This is a genomic window from Enterovibrio coralii, assembly GCF_001559595.1.
In the GTDB taxonomy this organism is placed as follows: Bacteria; Pseudomonadota; Gammaproteobacteria; order Enterobacterales; family Vibrionaceae; genus Enterovibrio; species Enterovibrio coralii.
This window is the reverse complement of the sequence record NZ_LNTY01000050.1, coordinates 35,999-53,779: the sequence shown is the minus strand read 5'-3', so window position 1 is coordinate 53,779 and position 17,781 is coordinate 35,999. Positions and strand designations below refer to the sequence as shown.

The following is a 17,781-nucleotide window of genomic DNA, read 5'->3' as shown; positions in this document are numbered from 1 at the left end:
CAAACCTGTTATTTGATTTTTGAAATAGGATTAAACTGATAAACCGAGGGAGTGGTGATTTCTGGATAGAAAACTTGCTCCTGCGTCTGTTCGTCCGGAGACTTCATATTCATAAGGTGTAATTCGACGTATCTTTATGTCTTCACAGTACTGAGAATCAAATTCACACGCTACGCAACTAGGAAAGGCCATATTCTTTGCCTGTTGATAATCTAGGCAGATGTGTTTGTCCTTTGCATCTTTGAAGCTCCATTCGCCGCCCTGATATCGAGCGTTTTTTATTGGACGAGAAACGCCCATTTCTCGCATCCAGCGAAGTAACTGATTTCGGTCGAGAATGACATCACACGCCACGGAGACTGTCAGACCAAGCTTGGCTGAAATTGGGCCATACTTGCGGCGCTCACCCTTTAACGCGAGTGCTTCGCAGGGCGTACCTATCAAGTGGATAGTGCTGTTGCTTTTCAGTAGCGAAAACACACTTGCTAGGGTCGGACTTCGGCAAGGGTGAGTAAACCTCAACCCTTCAATGTCAGAGTCATTATCCAATGTAGTGGACATTGGCGTTAGCGCGTCCTCAGTGGATATTGCGGCCACCAACTTGTCGTCTGGAGAACTGAGCAGATGTCGGGCGATCGTTTGCAACAGGGACTTTAGCTGACGTTGTCCAGAGTCGTACCGATAAGTCAAAATCGTCGCATGCTCTCGGCCGGCATCGGGTGTGATTTTCGGACAAAGTGTCTGACAAAAGCCACCTTGACGTTTACATCCACCTGTCACTGCAATTTGGTCTTGGTAAGCGGATATTTGACCACACATTCCGACGCACAACCCGCACAAACAGCAGCCCTGTTCAGTCAGCATGCTGAGTCCAAAACGCCTTGGTTATTTGGTACATATTATCGATAAGTTGCTTGCCGGCCTCGGTATTAAACGACTCAGGGTGGAACTGAACAGCATGCGTGGGTTGACCGACGACACTAATAGCCATCACTTCACCATCGTCCGACACCGCAGTCACATCAATATCTGGCTGTGCATCAATGTCATTCGATATGATTAGAGAGTTATATCTAACGACGAACAACTCATTCTTGAGTTTTTCAAAGACTCCTTTAGCGTTATGTACTATCCGGCTCAACTTCCCGTGCATGGGTCTTTTTGCGTGTGTTAGTAATCCGCCATGGGAAACGCCGATGCATTGCAACCCTAAACAGACGCCAAAAATGGGCAGCTTACCGGAAAAATGTTGAACTAAATCTAAAGAAATACCGGCATCCTCAGGCTTTCCAGGCCCTGGGGAGATAACGAGCAGCTTGATTGGCAATTGTTCTAGCTCTTCAATCGAGACTTGGTCGTTTTTGAAAATCTTAATAGAGTCGCAGTGAATACCAAACGCTTGCGCTAAATTATGAACGTATGAATCGTAATTATCGATGATAACAATCATGACATTTCCTCCTCAGTGAGAAAGACCTGACTTAACTCGCTATTAAACAGCGATACGATGCCCTTTCCCTTATCCAAAGTTTCTTGATATTCCTCGGCAGGGACAGAGTCAGCGACAATACCGCCACCTACACCAATCATGCGTCATTCCCATCAAAGAAAATCGAGCGAATTAGAATTGACAAGTCAATACTCTCACCACTGACACTCCGCCTGCCCAAACACCCTGTGTAGTACTCACGGTTATAGCCTTCAAGTGAATCGATAATGTTCATCGCGCTATACTTGGGCGACCCCGTAATCGAACCACCCGGAAACGTTTCGACAATAATGTCCTTAAGTCTGGTCTCTGGTAATAATTTTCCTGCCACTCGCGACACCAGTTGAAAAACCGTCTTGTATTTTTCGATATAAAATGACTCTTCAACATTGACGCTACCATACTTACAGATTTTGCCAATTTCGTTTCGCAGCAAGTCGACAACCATGGTGTGTTCGGCCATCTCTTTTACTGAGTCGAGCAGATCAAGGTAGTTTTTCTTGTCCTGTTCCGGCGTAACACCTCTTGGCCGAGTCCCTTTGATCGGCTCTGTAGAAATTGAACCGTCATTGACATAAATGAATCGTTCTGGAGAAGACGACAGAATCGAGACATCCGGTGTGATCACCATGGCTCCAAAGGGCGCTGGGTTTTTACGACGTAACTTCTGGTAGATGTCGACTTTGTTCTCGTTTGATTTGAAATAAAACGGGTGTGTCATGTTAGTCAGATATACATCCCCTTCAAAGATTGAAGTTCGGATCTTTTCTACCGATGAAATGAAGTCATCTTTACTAACCAGATACTTAGCATCAAAGGAGTTGATAGTATCGTGAGTGCTACATTCGGTATGAACAAACAGTCGCCGATACCTTTCTTTCAATGCTTTACCTTCTGCATGTACAGACCAGTAAGTCGATTGCTTCCGATGCCAATCAATCACAACCTGATCTGCGGTCAACCATGCAAAAAATAGCGGCTTCTTCCCTTGAGGACTGTCGTCACCACTGCCAACAATGTTTCGACCAAACTCGTAAGAAAACCCCGTAAACCATTGAGGTTCACGCTCTGGGAAATGAGGGTTACAAGCTTGCTCGTACTCTTGAAACAGGGCCTCTAGTTGCTCTAGCGCTTCTTGAGGGCCGGCGACGGGCACAGTAACTTTATTTCCAAGTGCTACATTAATTAACGTAACATGGTCACGATAGGCGAGCAGACCGAATATCGGGTTGATGCCTATATAGCTGTATCGACACTTACTTGATAGGTGATCGTTCCCGTCTGCAGAATAACTTGAATCCAAAAAGAACGTAAAATCTTCGTTTCTCCGTGAAGTCAACCAAGTAGAGATTTCAACCAGATCATCTTGTTGAACAGAAGCCCAATTTAAATTAGATGTTTTCATCTTCGCACTCAATTTCGTCCATTACCTTCGTTTGATAAGTGCACGCATGCTCTATCAGGGCTTTGAAAATATCTTTGGCTAGATTAGCTGGTAGACCTATAGAGGTAGAGAGTACCTCTCGTTTATTTAGTATTTCTTCCACTCTACTTGATTGCATCATAGGTTCTGAATGGCTAACTTTTAATTCACCAACAGTTTTAACAACATCAAATCGGTTTTTCAGTAATTCGATAATTTGGTTATCGATTAAATCAATTTCTTTTCGACACTTATTTAACTCCAAACGAAAACTGCTCATACTAAACCCCTATCTATTCAACATTAAGATACTCAATTTCTTTAATTGCACTCGAGTGAGCGGCACTAAACTTATCTACGATTTTCTGTTTAATCGAAACTGACTTTTCGGCAAACTTGAAACAATGCTTACACTCGGTTCCACAACCAATATCTCGGCAGTTCATTCGAGTAATAAATTTTAAGAATTTGTCCAATTTCCGGTTATCGACGTAGATGTTATCTAAGTATTCTTCTGGCTTGACTAAATCTCTGTATCCCCAATGCTGAATCAGTTCCAATAGGTTTCCGTCAAAATGGCGCTCAGAGTAAGCCTTGGCACGCTTGATCATGACATCTTGCGGTGTCGCTCTGTCAATGATCTTGAAAAAGTCATAACCGATTTTTTCGTAATAATGGAGGTCTTCAGGCCTGATCCAATCGGCAATGATCCAGGCTTCTTTGTTGTAGATTCGCTCTTGAGCACATCTTTTGATGTAGATGTAATCATGGGAAACTTCCTTGTTTTCGCCCAGTTGAGAACTATGACCCAAGAAAGTTTGGTGGGCTGATAATACAGGGCATTGCCACAAGCAATTGTTGTTAACTATCAGTTCTAAATCGCAGTCCGTACCTTCTCTAATCGCTGATAAAGTCTCGAAATCGCGGTTGACCTGCATCGGATCAAGTACGATGCAGTCTACGCCCATGTCCTCAAACTTTCGGGCTTTAGAGAGATTATCAACCTGCATGGTCGCAGATATTTTTACATCGAGTTCGGGATAGTGCTTTTTAATTGAATCAATCAGAAAATAATTTGCTACTGTGACTTCGTTGACACCCACCTCTGTAATATAGTCAAGCAGTTCCCTTATTTCTCGCTTACCCGATAATGTATATTCTTTATTCATTAAGGAAGGTGCATTAAAGGTATAATTAAAGGTCAGGCCTTTCTCTCTGACATGCTTGACGTGTTGTTCAAAAACATCCCTACTTTGAGTATTTTTACTGATCAAGTGATTTTCAAGTCCACCCCCTATACAATCGTTCGTCATCTTCCCAAAGACTTGAACTACATTGGTATCTTGTAAACCATCGATCAAACTATTATCCATATTTGTAGAAACAGAAAGGCGCACGTTATTCTCCCTAATCGGATTACGCAATAATAAATTTTAGTTTTTAACTAAGAAATAATAGAAAACTTTCCTGAGGATTCAGGTGTTAACCAGTCAACTATACTAATTTCAAAATCCAAACCTGTCTTTTTCTTAAGAAAACGAAGTATGGATTTTCCTCTAATTAATTTTCCGCTAACTACAAGTTTTAATAGATATCGATTGTCATTTATTTCAATCTGACTGCACAATATGTTTTTGTAGTTTGATTCGAGGTCATTTATTAATTCCTTGTAGGTAGTGCCGTTATCGAATGCAAATCCATGAAACCTTCTTCCGATAAATTCGATATCACTACCTTTAACCTTTACTACATCGTTGCTTTGATAACGATAAAGATTATAAAGTGTGTTCCTAGAAGTCGTCACTAAAACCTCATAACAAGACCCATAGCTTTCTATTGGCCTTAACTCTAAGTAAATATCGGAATAAGTAGGTTTCTTGTTACTGCCGTATTCTCTAAGCCAAACTGGGCCTACTTCTGACATTCCATACAATTCATATACTTTACAGTTAAAGAAACTTTGAATTCGTAGAGCCGTATTTTTCATTAGCAAACTATAAGAACAGACTACGACGTCAATTTTAGGAACAGTCAATCCAAATTCTTCAGCCCAAACAATAAAACGCAGCAGATAGAATGGGTCTACTCTAAGTATATCGGGCTTTAGGTCGTGCAGCTCTCTATATATACGTTTTAAGTCTTCTTCTGACCACTGTTCACAGGAGCGAGGAGGCGATAAGAAATATTCATTATTTTTTAACTTCCTTGCTTCTATGTCATCTTCAAGAACAATACCTTTGGGTCTCAGTGAAGGCGATGCTAAATGCAAGTACATAAGATCATCAATTTCAACACCAAGTATTTCACGATAATAACGTTCAATCAGAATCTTGTGATAATCTTCTGGGAAAGCGATGTTTGCCGGTAATCCCGTCGTTCCCGATGTTTTCCACCACACAACAGATTTGTCGAACGTGTTATTGTCAAGCCATCTCGTTAAGTCACTTTTTGTTAAGACATCTGTTTCATCCTTATTGATATACAGACTTAACGGGGATAAAGTCGAAAATGATAAGGAACTACTTCCAAAACTTAACTCAGTCATAATACAAAACGGTGCACTGATTCTTAATATCGTTGATCGTTCGGGTTACTTGGTCATTAGTTGTATCGGTAGCAATAATGCTAAGCACTCTATCGCGATTGTCTCCCAACCCTGGAACAACACTACCCTGATCTTTGCGTACAAAAATTCTAACATTGTCATCATTAATTTCTGGAACCGTGACGTTCTTGATTGTTCCTTTCGCCCCGAGTAGCCACCCAGTGGAAGTATAGCCTTTTGGTGAAAGCGAGTTGAGGCCAGATGGACGTCCGAGAGCGTTATTCATTGATACTTCGAACAAATCGACACCTGTGGCAAGGTCATAAAGGTCCGAAAGGTGGGCCCCACCAATTCTCGGATTGATTTCAATCACTTTTGGGCCACTGTCAGTCAAAACAAATTCGCAATGACTGAGGCCATGATCGATATTGAGGCAACCATACACGGAATGGATGTAGTCTCCGATCTTCTTTTTGTCATCCTCTGAAAGTGACGTCGGAATAAAAAATCCGGTTTCGAAGCTAGATTCCTCTTTATTAAAGTGTTTTCCAGTAATGCCTAATACAGTAATCGTACCCGCTTCACACAGAACCTCCGCTGAGTATTCCGTTCCAGTCAGGCACTCTTCAATTAATACTTCTGAATCAAAATTAACATTAGAGGAATAAGACAATGCACCATTAGCTTTCTTCGCATAATCTAACGCTTGTTCATGATCATAAGCACGAACAACGCCAATGCTGGCAAATCCTTTTTCGGGTTTAACTATCAGGTCTTGGGATAATTTATCCAGTGATACGCCATCTTGAAATACAACAAATCCCGGTTGATCAATGCTATGTCTATTTAGTTCCTTTCGCATTTCAATCTTACTAAGACATTTTAAAGCTGCCTCGTATGAAATGGATGGAAGTGAAAGGGTTTCACAGATTTTGGACACAAGTGCCACATGGAATACATGCCCTGGAAGAATAGCACCTACCTGAATACCATCAAGTGAGTCGAGTATTTCTCTATAAGCATTTTCACCAGTTAAGTTGACATTAATAACTCTATCTACACGAGAATCATTCTCAGCTTTTTCACAGTCACTCTCTATTACAACTACTTTGTGCCCATTATTGTGCGCTACCCTGATATAATTGTCAGCAAAGTAAAAGTAACCCAAAATTACAATATTCAAAATGCAAGCCTCAATTTCAATAACCACACTACTATTATGGAAATATACTTGAGTAGAGTTTAATGAAAAGATAATAATTATGCATTTAAAGTTATATGCGACTTGATTCAAACTAAGTGGTCAATTAACATGTCACTCTATTACTCACGTAGAAGTCGTTAGTTAGTTGAATGCTCAATACATCTTCTGTGGGTGTGACATTAAATTCTTTATACCAAAAAAGTCAGCGATTTGGGTAAAGAACTTGAAACTACTCATGACCAATCGTGCAACACTCCCGTATTCGTCACCAGTCTACTAAAGAGGATACTGCTAGAGGTTTGATGGTTAATCAGCTGTTTATAAAATTGGTTATCAGTCTTATATTATAGATGACTTGCGTATATATCTAAGCCAAATGCCGACCAGAAGATCGCGAACATATAACGACTGTACTGATTTTCATACCTATAACACCTGTTCTGGTCAACTCCAGCCTGACACTTTCTTTAGAGACCTTTCTTAAATACTTAACGACATATCATTGTTCGCCGAATGCAACCTTTCGAGGTTGTAATACCTCATGTAGGCTAAGACATCTTCCTTCATATGCTCTCTGGTTGGCTGGTGCACTCTAAACGACCAGTCGTGCTTTAAGCTTCCGAAGAACCGCTCGCACGCATGCCATAACCCTGTAGCTGTTCGCGATATTGTCTGCTCGTATACTGGGAGCCTTATCGCTGTGGAACGCGAGCCCCTTTCATAGTTGCCTCAATTTATATGCCTTTATTAGTGCCTTGCTAAACAAGTCGGTGGTCATTCGCCTATCAATATGCCTACCAACAACTCGCCGCGAGTACAAGTCCATGACGATGGCTAACTCCATCCAGCCTTTACCTGTTTTCAGATAAGTAAAATCAACCGCCTAAACCTGATTAGGAGCAACTGGATTGAAGTCCCGGTTCAACAAATTATCGACTATTACATCACTGTGTTTGCGCTTCGTCGTGACTTTGTAAACGACTCGCTGAGTCTTTTGGTCTGATAATCATCGGACTCTTCTATGAGCTTGTGGATTTTGCTTTCTACATTGGAAAACTGGTTTTTAAATACGGTCAGCACCGCCTTCATGGATACATGAAGGTGCTTGGGTAAGATTTAAAGGCGGTTTTTCTCCATGATTTGCATGGTAAGAAGTTGATTACGTCTGATGACTAAATCACTCATTAAACGAATGGATTCGTCAATTGGCAATCGCATTCTTTTGGCTGCGTCAGCAGCCAAAAATTTCGAACAACAAAGCCGTCTACTTCGTTCTGTCATTTCCGCCATTAAGTCGTTGCTTACGGCCAACACATATAGAGCGACTCTTATTGCGGTCTCACCGCTGCCTGTTGTTCTAGAGACAGGGCCAGACTAGACGTCTCCCACGACACTATTCGGTTAACCCTGGCTGGCGCTTTTCAAGATGAAGGCCAACCAAAGCAAAATAGCTTGGACAGGGAAACTAATTACGTCGGGCGTTCTACCCCACCTATCATGTCGTTAAGGCGAAACCAAGGTCTCTCCTTCATCGATTTCAAAGTCCAGGGAGAGACTTTGCGTTGTATTCCCTTGAATCATCTCCAACAACGCGTAAGTGGCCTTTTCACCTGTTTCTCTGTCTGGCGTGACGATGCTAGCCACTCTGGGCATCATTGACTGACCGATATCTAAAGCATGGACACCTGCAATTCCCATTTCTTCTGGCACCGAAATATCCTGATTCTGGCATTCCAGCAAAACGCCCGCCGCTAATTCATCATCCGTACAAAACACGGCATCCGTTTCAGGATAACGATCTAACACTTTTCGCATCATTTTGCGGGCTAATGACACTGACGATTCAGATTTCGCCGATAGGCTTTTGGGTACCAAGCCCTCTTCTTCCATAGCGGCGATATAGCCTTTTATCTTGGTGTCCGTTTGAATGCCTTTTCTGGCACTCAGGCATACGATCTTCTTGTATCCCCGCTCTATCATCAGCGCCACCATAGACAACGCGGCCAGTTCGTTGTCTATGCCAACACGGGGACTTTCCTCTCCTTCCTCAGCATCAAGGACGTCGATAAAGGGAATACCTGCAGTTTCGATCATTCTAAGGGAACGCTGAGAATGGTGACTTTCAGCGAGAATCAGCCCATCAACATTGAATGAAAGCAAGGTCTGGATCCGTTGCTCTTCTGAATCCAGTTCAAACCCACTGTGTGCCAGCATGACTTCATATCCTGACGCTTCTGCGGCTGCTTCTATCCCCTCGATGACATATTGAAACACGGGATGTTTCATCGAAGGAACAACAACACCAATCGTCCGGCTGGCACCATTGGAAAGAATGTCGGGGACACGGTTAGGAACATAGCCAAGATCATTAACCGCCAATTGAATACGTTTACCTGTTTCTTTCGCCACCCTCTCGGGGTTACGTAGGTAACGGCTCACGGTCATCTTGGTGACGCCTACTAGCTCGGCAACATCTTGCAGTGTAGGGCGACGGTTTTTTTGCATATACATGAGCTCATCTGGCTAAGGTAATCTATCCCATAAGTTTTTAACAAACTCGACGGTTCGCCAACGGTATTATGCAATTTGTGACTTACGCTATTGTTTTGTCTCATCAACACGCACAAATCGTGCAAACTTGGGTATGCCTCTCTCCGTGTAGCCATTGTAGCGATAGGTGACTTTGGTTCCTTCCTTAGGCGGGTTTTCTCTCTCTTGATCGGTAAAGCCAGTGCCTATTTTGAACGTCTGCCCGTTCTCCATCTTTACAATTAATGCTCCCATTCGCCCTTCGTGTTTTCCTTTCCCGTCAACATAACCAATCACCTCTGCTTCAGCATCCTGCGCGACTGTCATCTTCAGTGTGCCGTCACTGCGACCTGAAACGTAGAGGCGCTCTTTAAGCCGAAGCATGATCCCTTCCCCTCCCTTATTGTTAATCTCCTTCAGTTTCTCATCCAATTGACTTTCAGAAACAACGGCAAAATGCGGGATGTAGTCAACATGCTCTACGGAAAGGTTTTCGACTAGCTGAATAGCTTTCTTATAGCGATCAGCAAACGGCTCTGGGGATAAAGGTAAGTCGAAAATCATAAAGCGTATGCTTTGCCATGCCTTTTCGTCTGGCTCGTCATCCATCACCACTGACATGACATGCTCAAACTGGCCTCTGCCTGACCAAAGCTCGCCTTCAATCGGCACATTAGGCAGCGCTGCCAAAAACCAAGCTGGCGCGGCGATTGGGTTACCTGAACGAGTGAGGAGTGACTCGCCATTCCATATAGCACGTATTCCATCGAGCTTTTCACTGTAGAGAAAGCGTTCCCAGTTATGATGTTTTGCGGGTTGGTACTCTTTCGCGAGTTGAGGATAAATGACTCGCGTTTCTTTTTCAGAGGCACTTACAGTAGCAGAAAGAGCAAGCGTAATCGCCAGCGGCAATGCAGATAGGTTCATTGGATTTCCCTAGAAAAGTGAAGCTAGAGAAATAACGCCGAGAGAGTTAGACGTCCACTTTCAGTGGCAAGGGTTTGAACAAAAACAGAGTGCGTTGAAATTGACTCATTGAACATTCAATAAAAAAGCGCGACGGGTAAAGTCGCGCTTTTATTGTTCTGCCCATTTATGCAAAGGCATAAATGTACGTGCCGTCTTTAATGGTGTTTATCACTTCTTTCGATAAATAGGTTGGCAATGCCGGGCAACCCCAACTTCTCCCTAGCTGTCCCGTTTTAGAAATCACTTTCGGGTTTGCATAGGATGCACCGTGAATAACGATAGCACGCTTGCGTGCATTGTCGTTGATCCCTTTAGAAAGTCCGTCGAGTCGAAGTGAATAGCCGTGTTTGCCGTAATAAGTTTCTGCTGCACGGAAAACACCAACGGATGTTTTGTGGGAACTGACTCGGTTGGAAAATTTCGTGGCGTACAAACTGCCGCTGTTCTTACCGTGAGATACATACGAGGAATAAAGCACTTTTTGTTTTTGTGCATCAATCACCCAGAAACGCTTCTGAGAAGACGGTTTTCCATAGTCAATGATGGTAAAAATTGGCTTTTTGGTTGGGTGCGCTTTGAAGTTGTCGTAAGCCTTCTCAAACTTGTCATAAGCCACTTGATGCGTCAAACCGAGTTCTTTATACATCACGTGTGCGCCGGGATAACCCGCCGCAAAAGCCATGCTTGAAACACAAAGCAAGCACAGCGCGATAATCGCTCTAATCGCCTTAAACATCGTTGTCCCCTAAAAGGTACGTAATTCAACAAAACCGTAAAATGGGCTTTAAAAGCGCCGCTTTTCTTGAGTGACATACCAAGTTTCGTGCCAGTTGGCGTTCCGTCACGAAGAAGTGTTGTGTATCAATAAGTTGTTTTTTCTTACTCATCGAAATACGCACTAGAGGCGAACTTTCCCGAGTGTTAGCGCAAAAGAAGCGGCTTTTCTTTGCCGCTTCTGAACAATATTGCCATAGCGGTTATAAATAAAAAGCCAGCACTTTGGCTGGCTTTAGGTTTTTAAGTTGATGTGTTTCTGTTTTGAAACGCCGCTGTAAAAACGATTAGATTGTGTCTATCGCGTTCTTGATCCGCTTATCAGAAATTGGGTATGGCGTGCCCAATTGCTGCGCGAAATAGCTGACGCGAAGTTCTTCAATCATCCAACGGATTTCTTTCACAGCTACTGGCACTTTCTGCCCTTTAGGAATTTTATTCAGCAGCTCTTTGTAGTCGTTCGTCACTGACTCGATCTTTAGCATGTGCAAACGGTCTTTGTTTGGATCAATTGGTAGTTTTTCCAAACGACGTTCCACAGCAACCAGATAGCGTTGAATATCTGGAAGACGCTTGTAACCGCACTCAGTGGCAAAACCTTTGAAGATAAGCCTTCAACCTGCGCTTTAATGTCTGACAGCGCGAACGCCATGGTGAAGTCTATTTTGCCCTTCAGCTTCTTGTTGATGTTGAACGCGGTTGTCAAAATTTGCTCGACTTGTTTGGCGATCTCCACAACGGTATCGCCAAGCTCCGCACGCACATACTCTTTCAGGCCTTCAAACTCTTCCGGCTGCCATTTCAGGCCGCCTTGTGATTCGATGAGCTTATCAACACCACATGCAATACAGTCATCAATCAAATCCAACACGCGGCCGTACGGGTTAAAGTACAGACCCAACTTAGACTTATTCGGCAGATTGTCGTGCAAGTACTTAATCGGCGAAGGTACATTCAACAAAATCAAACGGCGTTGACCTTGTTGCATGGCTTGATTCTGTTCTTCTTCCGTTTCGAACAGCTTGATGCCCACTGAGTCTTTGTTATCGACGATCGCTGGGAACGCTCGAACTTCAAAGCCACCACGTTTTTGCTGGTACATCTGTGGCAGCGAACCAAAGCTCCACGTTGTCAGACCTTGTTGTTCGATGTCATCATCTGCTACTTGAGACAAGGTCTCTTGAACCTTCTCTTTCAAGCCATCTTTCAGCTCGTACAAGTCAAAGCTCTCGTTCAACTTGCGGTTCTTATGGTCGACCGCGCGGTAAGTGATCTTCAAGTGCTCTGGCAGTTGGTCTAATTGCCAGTTTTCACGCAGCACGGTAGTGCCTGTCATGCGCTTCAGTTCTTTTTCCAACGCATCCAGCAATGGCGCTTCCATTGGTTTTACACGCTGAAGGAAAGCTGTCGCATAGTTAGGCGCAGGCACAAAGTTACGACGTAACGTTTTTGGCAGGGATTTAATCAGCGCAACCACCAACTCATGACGTAAGCCCGGAATTTGCCAATCAAAGCCTTCCGGCTCAACTTGGTTCAAAACAGGTAATGGAATGTGTACCGTCACACCGTCATGATCTTCACCCGGCTCGAACTGATAGCTCAGCTTGAGCTTCAAGTTACCTTGATACCAGAAGTTCGGGTAATCGAGTTCTGTCACATGGCTCGCGTCACCCGCCAACAGCATGGCTTTTTCGAAGTTCAGAATGTCAGGTGTTTCTCGCTGACCTTCTTCCACCAGGTATCGAAATGACGCCCAGAGACAACGGTATGGTCGATACGCTGATCGTAAAACTCATACAAGGTATCGTCATCTACCAGAATATCGCGGCGTCGTGACTTCTTCTCAAGCTCTTCAACTTCAGCCAACAGCTTACGGTTTGATGATAGAACTTATGCTTGGTCTCCCAATCCCCTTCTACCAACGCAGAACGTACGAAAATCTCACGGCTGACTACAGGGTCAATGTTGCCGTAATTTACTTTTCGCTTAGGAACGATCGGAATCCCGTAAAGCATGATTTTTTCATAGGCGAAGACAGCGGCTTGCTTCTTCTCCCAGTGTGGTTCGCTGTAACTGCGCTTGATTAGATGCTTGGCTAGCGGCTCAACCCATTCAGGTTGAATCTTCGCAGCGACGCGACCCCAAAGCTTGGCGGTTTCCACCAGCTCTGCAACCATCACCCATTTTGGCTGTTTCTTGAATATGCCTGAGCCTGGGAAGATGCCAAAGCGCGCATTACGTGCACCTTGGTATTCATTCTTCTCTTGGTCTTTTAGACCAATGTGAGAGAGCAAACCAGCCAACAGAGCAACGTGTACTGATTGGTAATCGGCAGGCTCTTGGTTGATCTTGTACCCCAACTCATTCACTACCTGACGGATTTGGTAATGCACATCTTGCCATTCACGCACACGCAGGTAGTTCAGGTAATCTTTCTTACACTGTTTGCGGAACTGATTGCCTGACAATTCTTTTTGCTGCTCTTTGATGTATTCCCAAAGATTCACATAAGACAGGAAGTCAGATTCTTTGTCATTGAAACGACGATGCTTCTCATCCGATTGCTGTTGCTTATCCGAAGGCGCTCACGCGGGTCCTGAATCGACAACGCAGAGGCAATCACCATCACTTCATGCAATGCACCAAGTTTGGCCGATTCCAACACCATACGCGCAAGACGCGGGTCAATAGGCAAACGGGCAAGCGCACGACCAATATCGGTCAAGCGTTTAGGATCGTCCTTCGACTTCCCTTCTTTCATCGCGCCCAGTTCTTCCAGCAGGCGGACACCATCAGAAATATTGCGGCTATCTGGCGGCTGTACGAATGGGAATGCGGCAATGTCACCCAAACCAATCGCGGTCATTTGTAAGATAACGGACGCCAAGTTGGTACGCAGGATTTCTGGGTCGGTAAACTCTGGGCGCGACAAGAAGTCATCTTCCGAGTACAAGCGAATACAAATACCGTCAGACACACGACCACAACGGCCTTTGCGCTGGTTTGCACTCGCCTGAGAAACAGGCTCGATCGGTAGACGCTGCACCTTAGTACGATAGCTGTATCGAGAAATACGCGCTGTACCTGGGTCGATAACGTACTTGATGCCCGGAACTGTCAGCGATGTCTCGGCCACGTTGGTTGCGAGTACAATGCGACGTCCAGTATGGGTTTGGAATACGCGGTTTTGCTCTGCAGATGACAAACGCGCGTATAACGGCAAAATTTCCGTATCACGCAGGTTTCGCTTATTCAGCGCATCAGCGGTGTCGCGAATTTCACGCTCACCGTTCATGAAGATCAGGATGTCTCCCGGACCTTCATCATGCAGTTCATCGACAGCATCGAAAATGGCTTGTAGCTGGTCGCGATCGGTGTCGTCACTGTCTTCTACCAGCGGGCGATAACGCACTTCCACAGGATAGGTGCGGCCTGACACTTCAATGATTGGCGCACCACGGAAGTGGTTCGAGAATCGCTCAGGATCGATGGTTGCAGACGTAATGATCAACTTAAGGTCGGGACGCTTCGGCAGAAGCTGTTTCAGGTAGCCCAGAATAAAGTCGATGTTCAGGCTGCGTTCGTGCGCTTCATCGATAATGATGCAGTCATACTGATTCAAGTAGCGATCATGTTGGATCTCTGCCAGCAAGATACCGTCTGTCATCAGCTTAACGCGCGATTCTTCTGATACCTGATCGTTAAAGCGAACTTTGTAGCCGACGGTTTTACCCAGCTCGGTTTCCAGTTCTTCGGCGATACGCGTTGCCACCGAACGTGCAGCAAGACGACGAGGCTGTGTATGGCCAATAACACCCGATACGCCTAGCCCCAACTCCATACAAATTTTCGGAAGCTGAGTGGTTTTACCCGAACCCGTCTCACCCGCAACAATCACAACCTGATTGTTCGCGATCGCTTCTGCGATGTCGTCTTTCTTATGGCTAACGGGTAGCAGTTCTGGGTAAGTAATGTTTGGTGTTGCGCTCTGGCGAGCCATGCGCACTTGCATGGATTTGGCAATATCCAGCGCGATTTCGTCAAAGACAGCCTGACGGGCTTCGTCTTTCTTGATGCGCTGTGCACCCTTGATGCGTTTGCTGAGACGGAACTTGTCTTTCAGCATACAATCATCAAGCGCACTGAATAGTGTCTTAGCGTTGTTTTGATGGATTGAAGCGGTCAATTCTGTATCCGGAAATGCTTTTAGTGATGAAAATCCATTCACGTTACGAGTGCCCTACACGGCTTGGCTCAATAACGTCTGAAAAATTGCGACGATTCTACCACAAGAATTCGCTATAGATTCAGAGAGACGTTGAATTCAGTCACGAGAAAGATACTAGTCAGCCTGTCATTGAAGAAAATAAATCAGGACCTCGAACATGACAGCGAATGCAGAACCTTCTCCCCTTCAATGTGATTATCATCACAACTAGCTTGTGATATACTCGCCGACCTTACAAATCAGAGTATTCGATCGCCATGAGCATGAAACAAGAGCTACAACAACAAAAAAACCGTCTGAATAAAAGCCAGCTAAAACTGGATGCCGCTAAGTCTCGTGGCGACGACGCAATGGTGACTAAATTCACCAACGATATCGAAGATATAAACAAGAAAATCAGCCAACTGACCCATAAGCAAAACTTTGCGCTAAACAAAGAGCGTAAAGCACTGTTGGATATGCCATTTTCTCGCGAAATCACAAAGCAAGAACAAGCTGACATGGGCAAACTGAAAAAGTCGGTTAAAGGTCTGGTTGTTGTTCACCCACTGACAAAGTTGGGTAAAGAACTACGCCTTGAAGTTGTTACCGGTTTTGCACCAAAAGAGTTCTAAACAACTGGTTATTGGCGCCATTCTTCTTTTTATTTTGATGAAGAATGGCGTTGAACCTTACCCCTTTCCTTCAAACTGCAATGCCTCCCTTTCAAATAAACCTTCTCGCTCTGCCTCTCCGTCCATATCAACACCTATCGTCTCTCATAAGTGGCACTTCTCATCCCCTAGTCGGTTTCAGATCCTCGCGAACAGCTACGCTGTAAAAAGATCGTATTTCATCGTTTCGTTATTCTCAGAAACTCGCCGTGAGTACATCGACGAATTTGGTAACTTATTTTACCTCATTTACATTTAGTTACATTCTGACTGGTGGTATGCAAGAATACGCCGCCTGTGATGTAACCCAAGGTTTGGTTCCCCCTATGAAGCGTCAACTCTCTTCCGCTTTTTTCATTTTCTGCATCGCCTTGTTTTTTGCCTCAGTGCAAAACACCGCATTGTGGCAACATCTTTGGCAAATTCTCTCAGCGTCACAGCGTTTCGACGTTGCTTTGTTGCAACGTTGCCAGTGCTTATCCTGGCCTTGTGTTTTGCTATTTTCACATTGCTTGTTTGGCCGATTATCTACAAGCCCGTTGTCATTGCTCTGTTGGCATGCTCGACACTAGCAACCTACGCCATGGTCTCCTATGGGCAGTACTTTAACTACAGCATGATCGTTAACATCTTCGAGACCAATTCCAGCGAAGCCAGCAGCTACCTTTCTGTTTCCGTTTTTCTGTGGCTCTTTTTCTTGTTTTTCATTCCAAGCATTTTTGTTTTACTGGTTAAGCTGCGTTTCCCCTCAACATTTCGCGGATTATTGCTGCAAAAAGTGCTGATGCTGTTTGTGTCCGTTGCTGTTGTGGGTGCCATCGCCTCTGTTTATTACAAGGATTATGCCTCTTTGGTCAGAAATAACAGCGAGATCAAAGCACTCATCAACCCGACGAATTACTTAAGTGCGTCTTTCCGTTATGCCAAATACCGACTGTATGAGAAAAACATCCCTTTCCAATCTCTAGGCACAGATGCCACAGATGAACGCAAGGGCGACAAGCCTAACGTTATCGTCTTGGTTGTTGGCGAAACATCCCGCGCGATGAATTACTCGCTAAACGGCTACCAAAGAGATACCAACCCTCACCTTTCGAAAGAAGGTGTGATCAGTTTTCAGCATGTCACGTCATGTGGTACTGCAACCGCAGTCTCTGTGCCTTGCATGTTCTCCATCATGACTCACGGTACGTACAAGGCGACAACGGCCAGACACCAAGAAGGCGTATTGGATGTACTCAAACATGCGAACGTGGATGTTAGCTGGATTGATAATGATGGTGGATGTAAAGGCGTTTGTGACCGCATCGAACATGTAAACATTGAAGCCAAAGACTTTCCGAAGGAGTGTGCCCACGGCACGTGTTATGACAGTGTTCTGCTCAACGGTCTCGCTGATCGAGTTAAAAATGCCCAAAGCGATACTGTGATTGTATTGCATCTCATTGGTAGCCACGGTCCAACATACTTTGAGCGCTATCCACCAGAGTTTCGTGTGTTCACACCGACATGTGATACCGCAGATATTCAAAACTGTACGCGTCAGCAAGTGGTGAACACGTATGACAATACCATCGTGTATACCGACTACGTGCTAAGCCAAGTCATCGACATATTACGAAGCAACGACAACGCTCACCAAACCGCGATGTTGTATCTTTCTGATCATGGAGAATCTTTGGGTGAAGACGGTATCTATCTGCACGGGCTCCCATATGGCATTGCGCCGAAAGAGCAAAAGTCCGTGCCTATGATCCTGTGGATGTCGCCTGCATTTCAACAGGGACACAATGTGAATGAAGCATGCCTTAAAGAGAATGCAAAACAGGTTCCTTATTCTCAAGACAACCTGTTCCACACTTTGTTGGGAATGGCATCAGTATCGACGAAAGTCTACCAACCTACGCTAGATATGCTTAGTCAGTGTGAGAAGCAGTAAAGAACAAATACCCGTTACACCAAGCTTT

Annotated in this window: 14 protein-coding genes and 3 pseudogenes; 2 read left to right on the top strand and 15 right to left on the bottom strand. The window is 44.5% G+C overall.

What is annotated here, in order from left to right; genetic code table 11:
• Positions 1 to 30 precede the first annotated feature (30 nt).
• From ATN88_RS18195 to hrpA (ATN88_RS27635), 15 genes and pseudogenes are all read right to left on the bottom strand, one after another.
• Complete coding sequence (locus ATN88_RS18195; RefSeq protein WP_067419026.1) at positions 31 to 864, bottom strand: Coenzyme F420 hydrogenase/dehydrogenase, beta subunit C-terminal domain; 834 nt, start codon at positions 862 to 864, stop codon at positions 31 to 33.
• Entirely contained in the window at positions 854 to 1,450 is a 597-nt protein-coding gene (locus ATN88_RS18190; RefSeq protein ID WP_067419020.1) for an anthranilate synthase component II, read from the bottom strand. The genes ATN88_RS18195 and ATN88_RS18190 overlap by 11 nt, the downstream gene beginning before the upstream one ends.
• Positions 1,447 to 1,590 (bottom strand): chorismate-binding protein, encoded by a 144-nt coding sequence (locus tag ATN88_RS28365; protein ID WP_157490766.1) that lies wholly within the window; start codon positions 1,588 to 1,590, stop codon positions 1,447 to 1,449. Before ATN88_RS28365 ends, ATN88_RS18190 begins: the two co-directional genes overlap by 4 nt.
• The gene (locus ATN88_RS18185) at positions 1,587 to 2,894 is read right to left on the bottom strand and encodes an anthranilate synthase component I family protein (RefSeq protein ID WP_067419018.1); all 1,308 of its coding nucleotides are present in this window, start codon (positions 2,892 to 2,894) and stop codon (positions 1,587 to 1,589) included. Before ATN88_RS18185 ends, ATN88_RS28365 begins: the two co-directional genes overlap by 4 nt.
• Entirely contained in the window at positions 2,881 to 3,192 is a 312-nt protein-coding gene (locus tag ATN88_RS18180; protein WP_067419016.1) for a chorismate mutase, read from the bottom strand. The genes ATN88_RS18185 and ATN88_RS18180 overlap by 14 nt, the downstream gene beginning before the upstream one ends.
• Before the next feature lie 13 nt (positions 3,193 to 3,205).
• Entirely contained in the window at positions 3,206 to 4,309 is a 1,104-nt protein-coding gene (locus ATN88_RS18175) for a U32 family peptidase (protein ID WP_157490765.1), read from the bottom strand.
• A 47-nt stretch (positions 4,310 to 4,356) separates the two neighbouring features.
• The gene (locus ATN88_RS18170; protein ID WP_067419012.1) at positions 4,357 to 5,457 is read right to left on the bottom strand and encodes a phenylacetate--CoA ligase family protein; all 1,101 of its coding nucleotides are present in this window, start codon (positions 5,455 to 5,457) and stop codon (positions 4,357 to 4,359) included.
• A complete protein-coding gene (locus ATN88_RS18165; RefSeq protein ID WP_157490764.1) occupies positions 5,450 to 6,640 on the bottom strand; it encodes an ATP-grasp domain-containing protein in 1,191 nt (396 codons plus the stop codon). Before ATN88_RS18165 ends, ATN88_RS18170 begins: the two co-directional genes overlap by 8 nt.
• Positions 6,641 to 7,141: 501 nt before the next feature.
• Positions 7,142 to 7,652, bottom strand: a pseudogene (locus tag ATN88_RS25615) (DDE-type integrase/transposase/recombinase); the annotation flags it as partial.
• Positions 7,653 to 7,654: 2 nt separating this feature from the next.
• Positions 7,655 to 7,861 (bottom strand): annotated as a pseudogene (locus ATN88_RS27645) (IS110 family transposase); the annotation flags it as partial.
• A 303-nt stretch (positions 7,862 to 8,164) separates the two neighbouring features.
• Positions 8,165 to 9,172 carry a substrate-binding domain-containing protein gene (locus tag ATN88_RS18160; RefSeq protein ID WP_232313383.1) on the bottom strand — a complete coding sequence of 336 codons (1,008 nt, stop codon included), beginning with the start codon at positions 9,170 to 9,172 and terminating at the stop codon, positions 8,165 to 8,167.
• An 87-nt stretch (positions 9,173 to 9,259) separates the two neighbouring features.
• On the bottom strand, positions 9,260 to 10,117 hold the full coding sequence (locus tag ATN88_RS18155; protein WP_067419007.1) for a DNA ligase: 858 nt from the start codon (positions 10,115 to 10,117) through the stop codon (positions 9,260 to 9,262).
• Between the two features lie 166 nt (positions 10,118 to 10,283).
• On the bottom strand, positions 10,284 to 10,895 hold the full coding sequence (locus ATN88_RS18150) for a murein L,D-transpeptidase catalytic domain family protein (RefSeq protein ID WP_067419004.1): 612 nt from the start codon (positions 10,893 to 10,895) through the stop codon (positions 10,284 to 10,286).
• A gap of 325 nt (positions 10,896 to 11,220) precedes the next feature.
• Positions 11,221 to 13,302: pseudogene (gene hrpA, locus ATN88_RS27640) on the bottom strand (ATP-dependent RNA helicase HrpA).
• 134 nt (positions 13,303 to 13,436) lie between these two features.
• On the bottom strand, positions 13,437 to 15,119 hold the full coding sequence (gene hrpA / locus ATN88_RS27635) for an ATP-dependent RNA helicase HrpA (RefSeq protein WP_232313382.1): 1,683 nt from the start codon (positions 15,117 to 15,119) through the stop codon (positions 13,437 to 13,439).
• Positions 15,120 to 15,418: 299 nt separating this feature from the next.
• Here hrpA (ATN88_RS27635) and ATN88_RS18140 point away from each other — a divergent pair, with 299 nt between their 5' ends.
• A complete protein-coding gene (locus tag ATN88_RS18140; protein ID WP_067419001.1) occupies positions 15,419 to 15,775 on the top strand; it encodes a YibL family ribosome-associated protein in 357 nt (118 codons plus the stop codon).
• 454 nt (positions 15,776 to 16,229) lie between these two features.
• Complete coding sequence (locus ATN88_RS18135; RefSeq protein ID WP_232313381.1) at positions 16,230 to 17,753, top strand: phosphoethanolamine transferase; 1,524 nt, start codon at positions 16,230 to 16,232, stop codon at positions 17,751 to 17,753.
• The last annotated feature ends 28 nt before the right edge of the window (positions 17,754 to 17,781 follow it).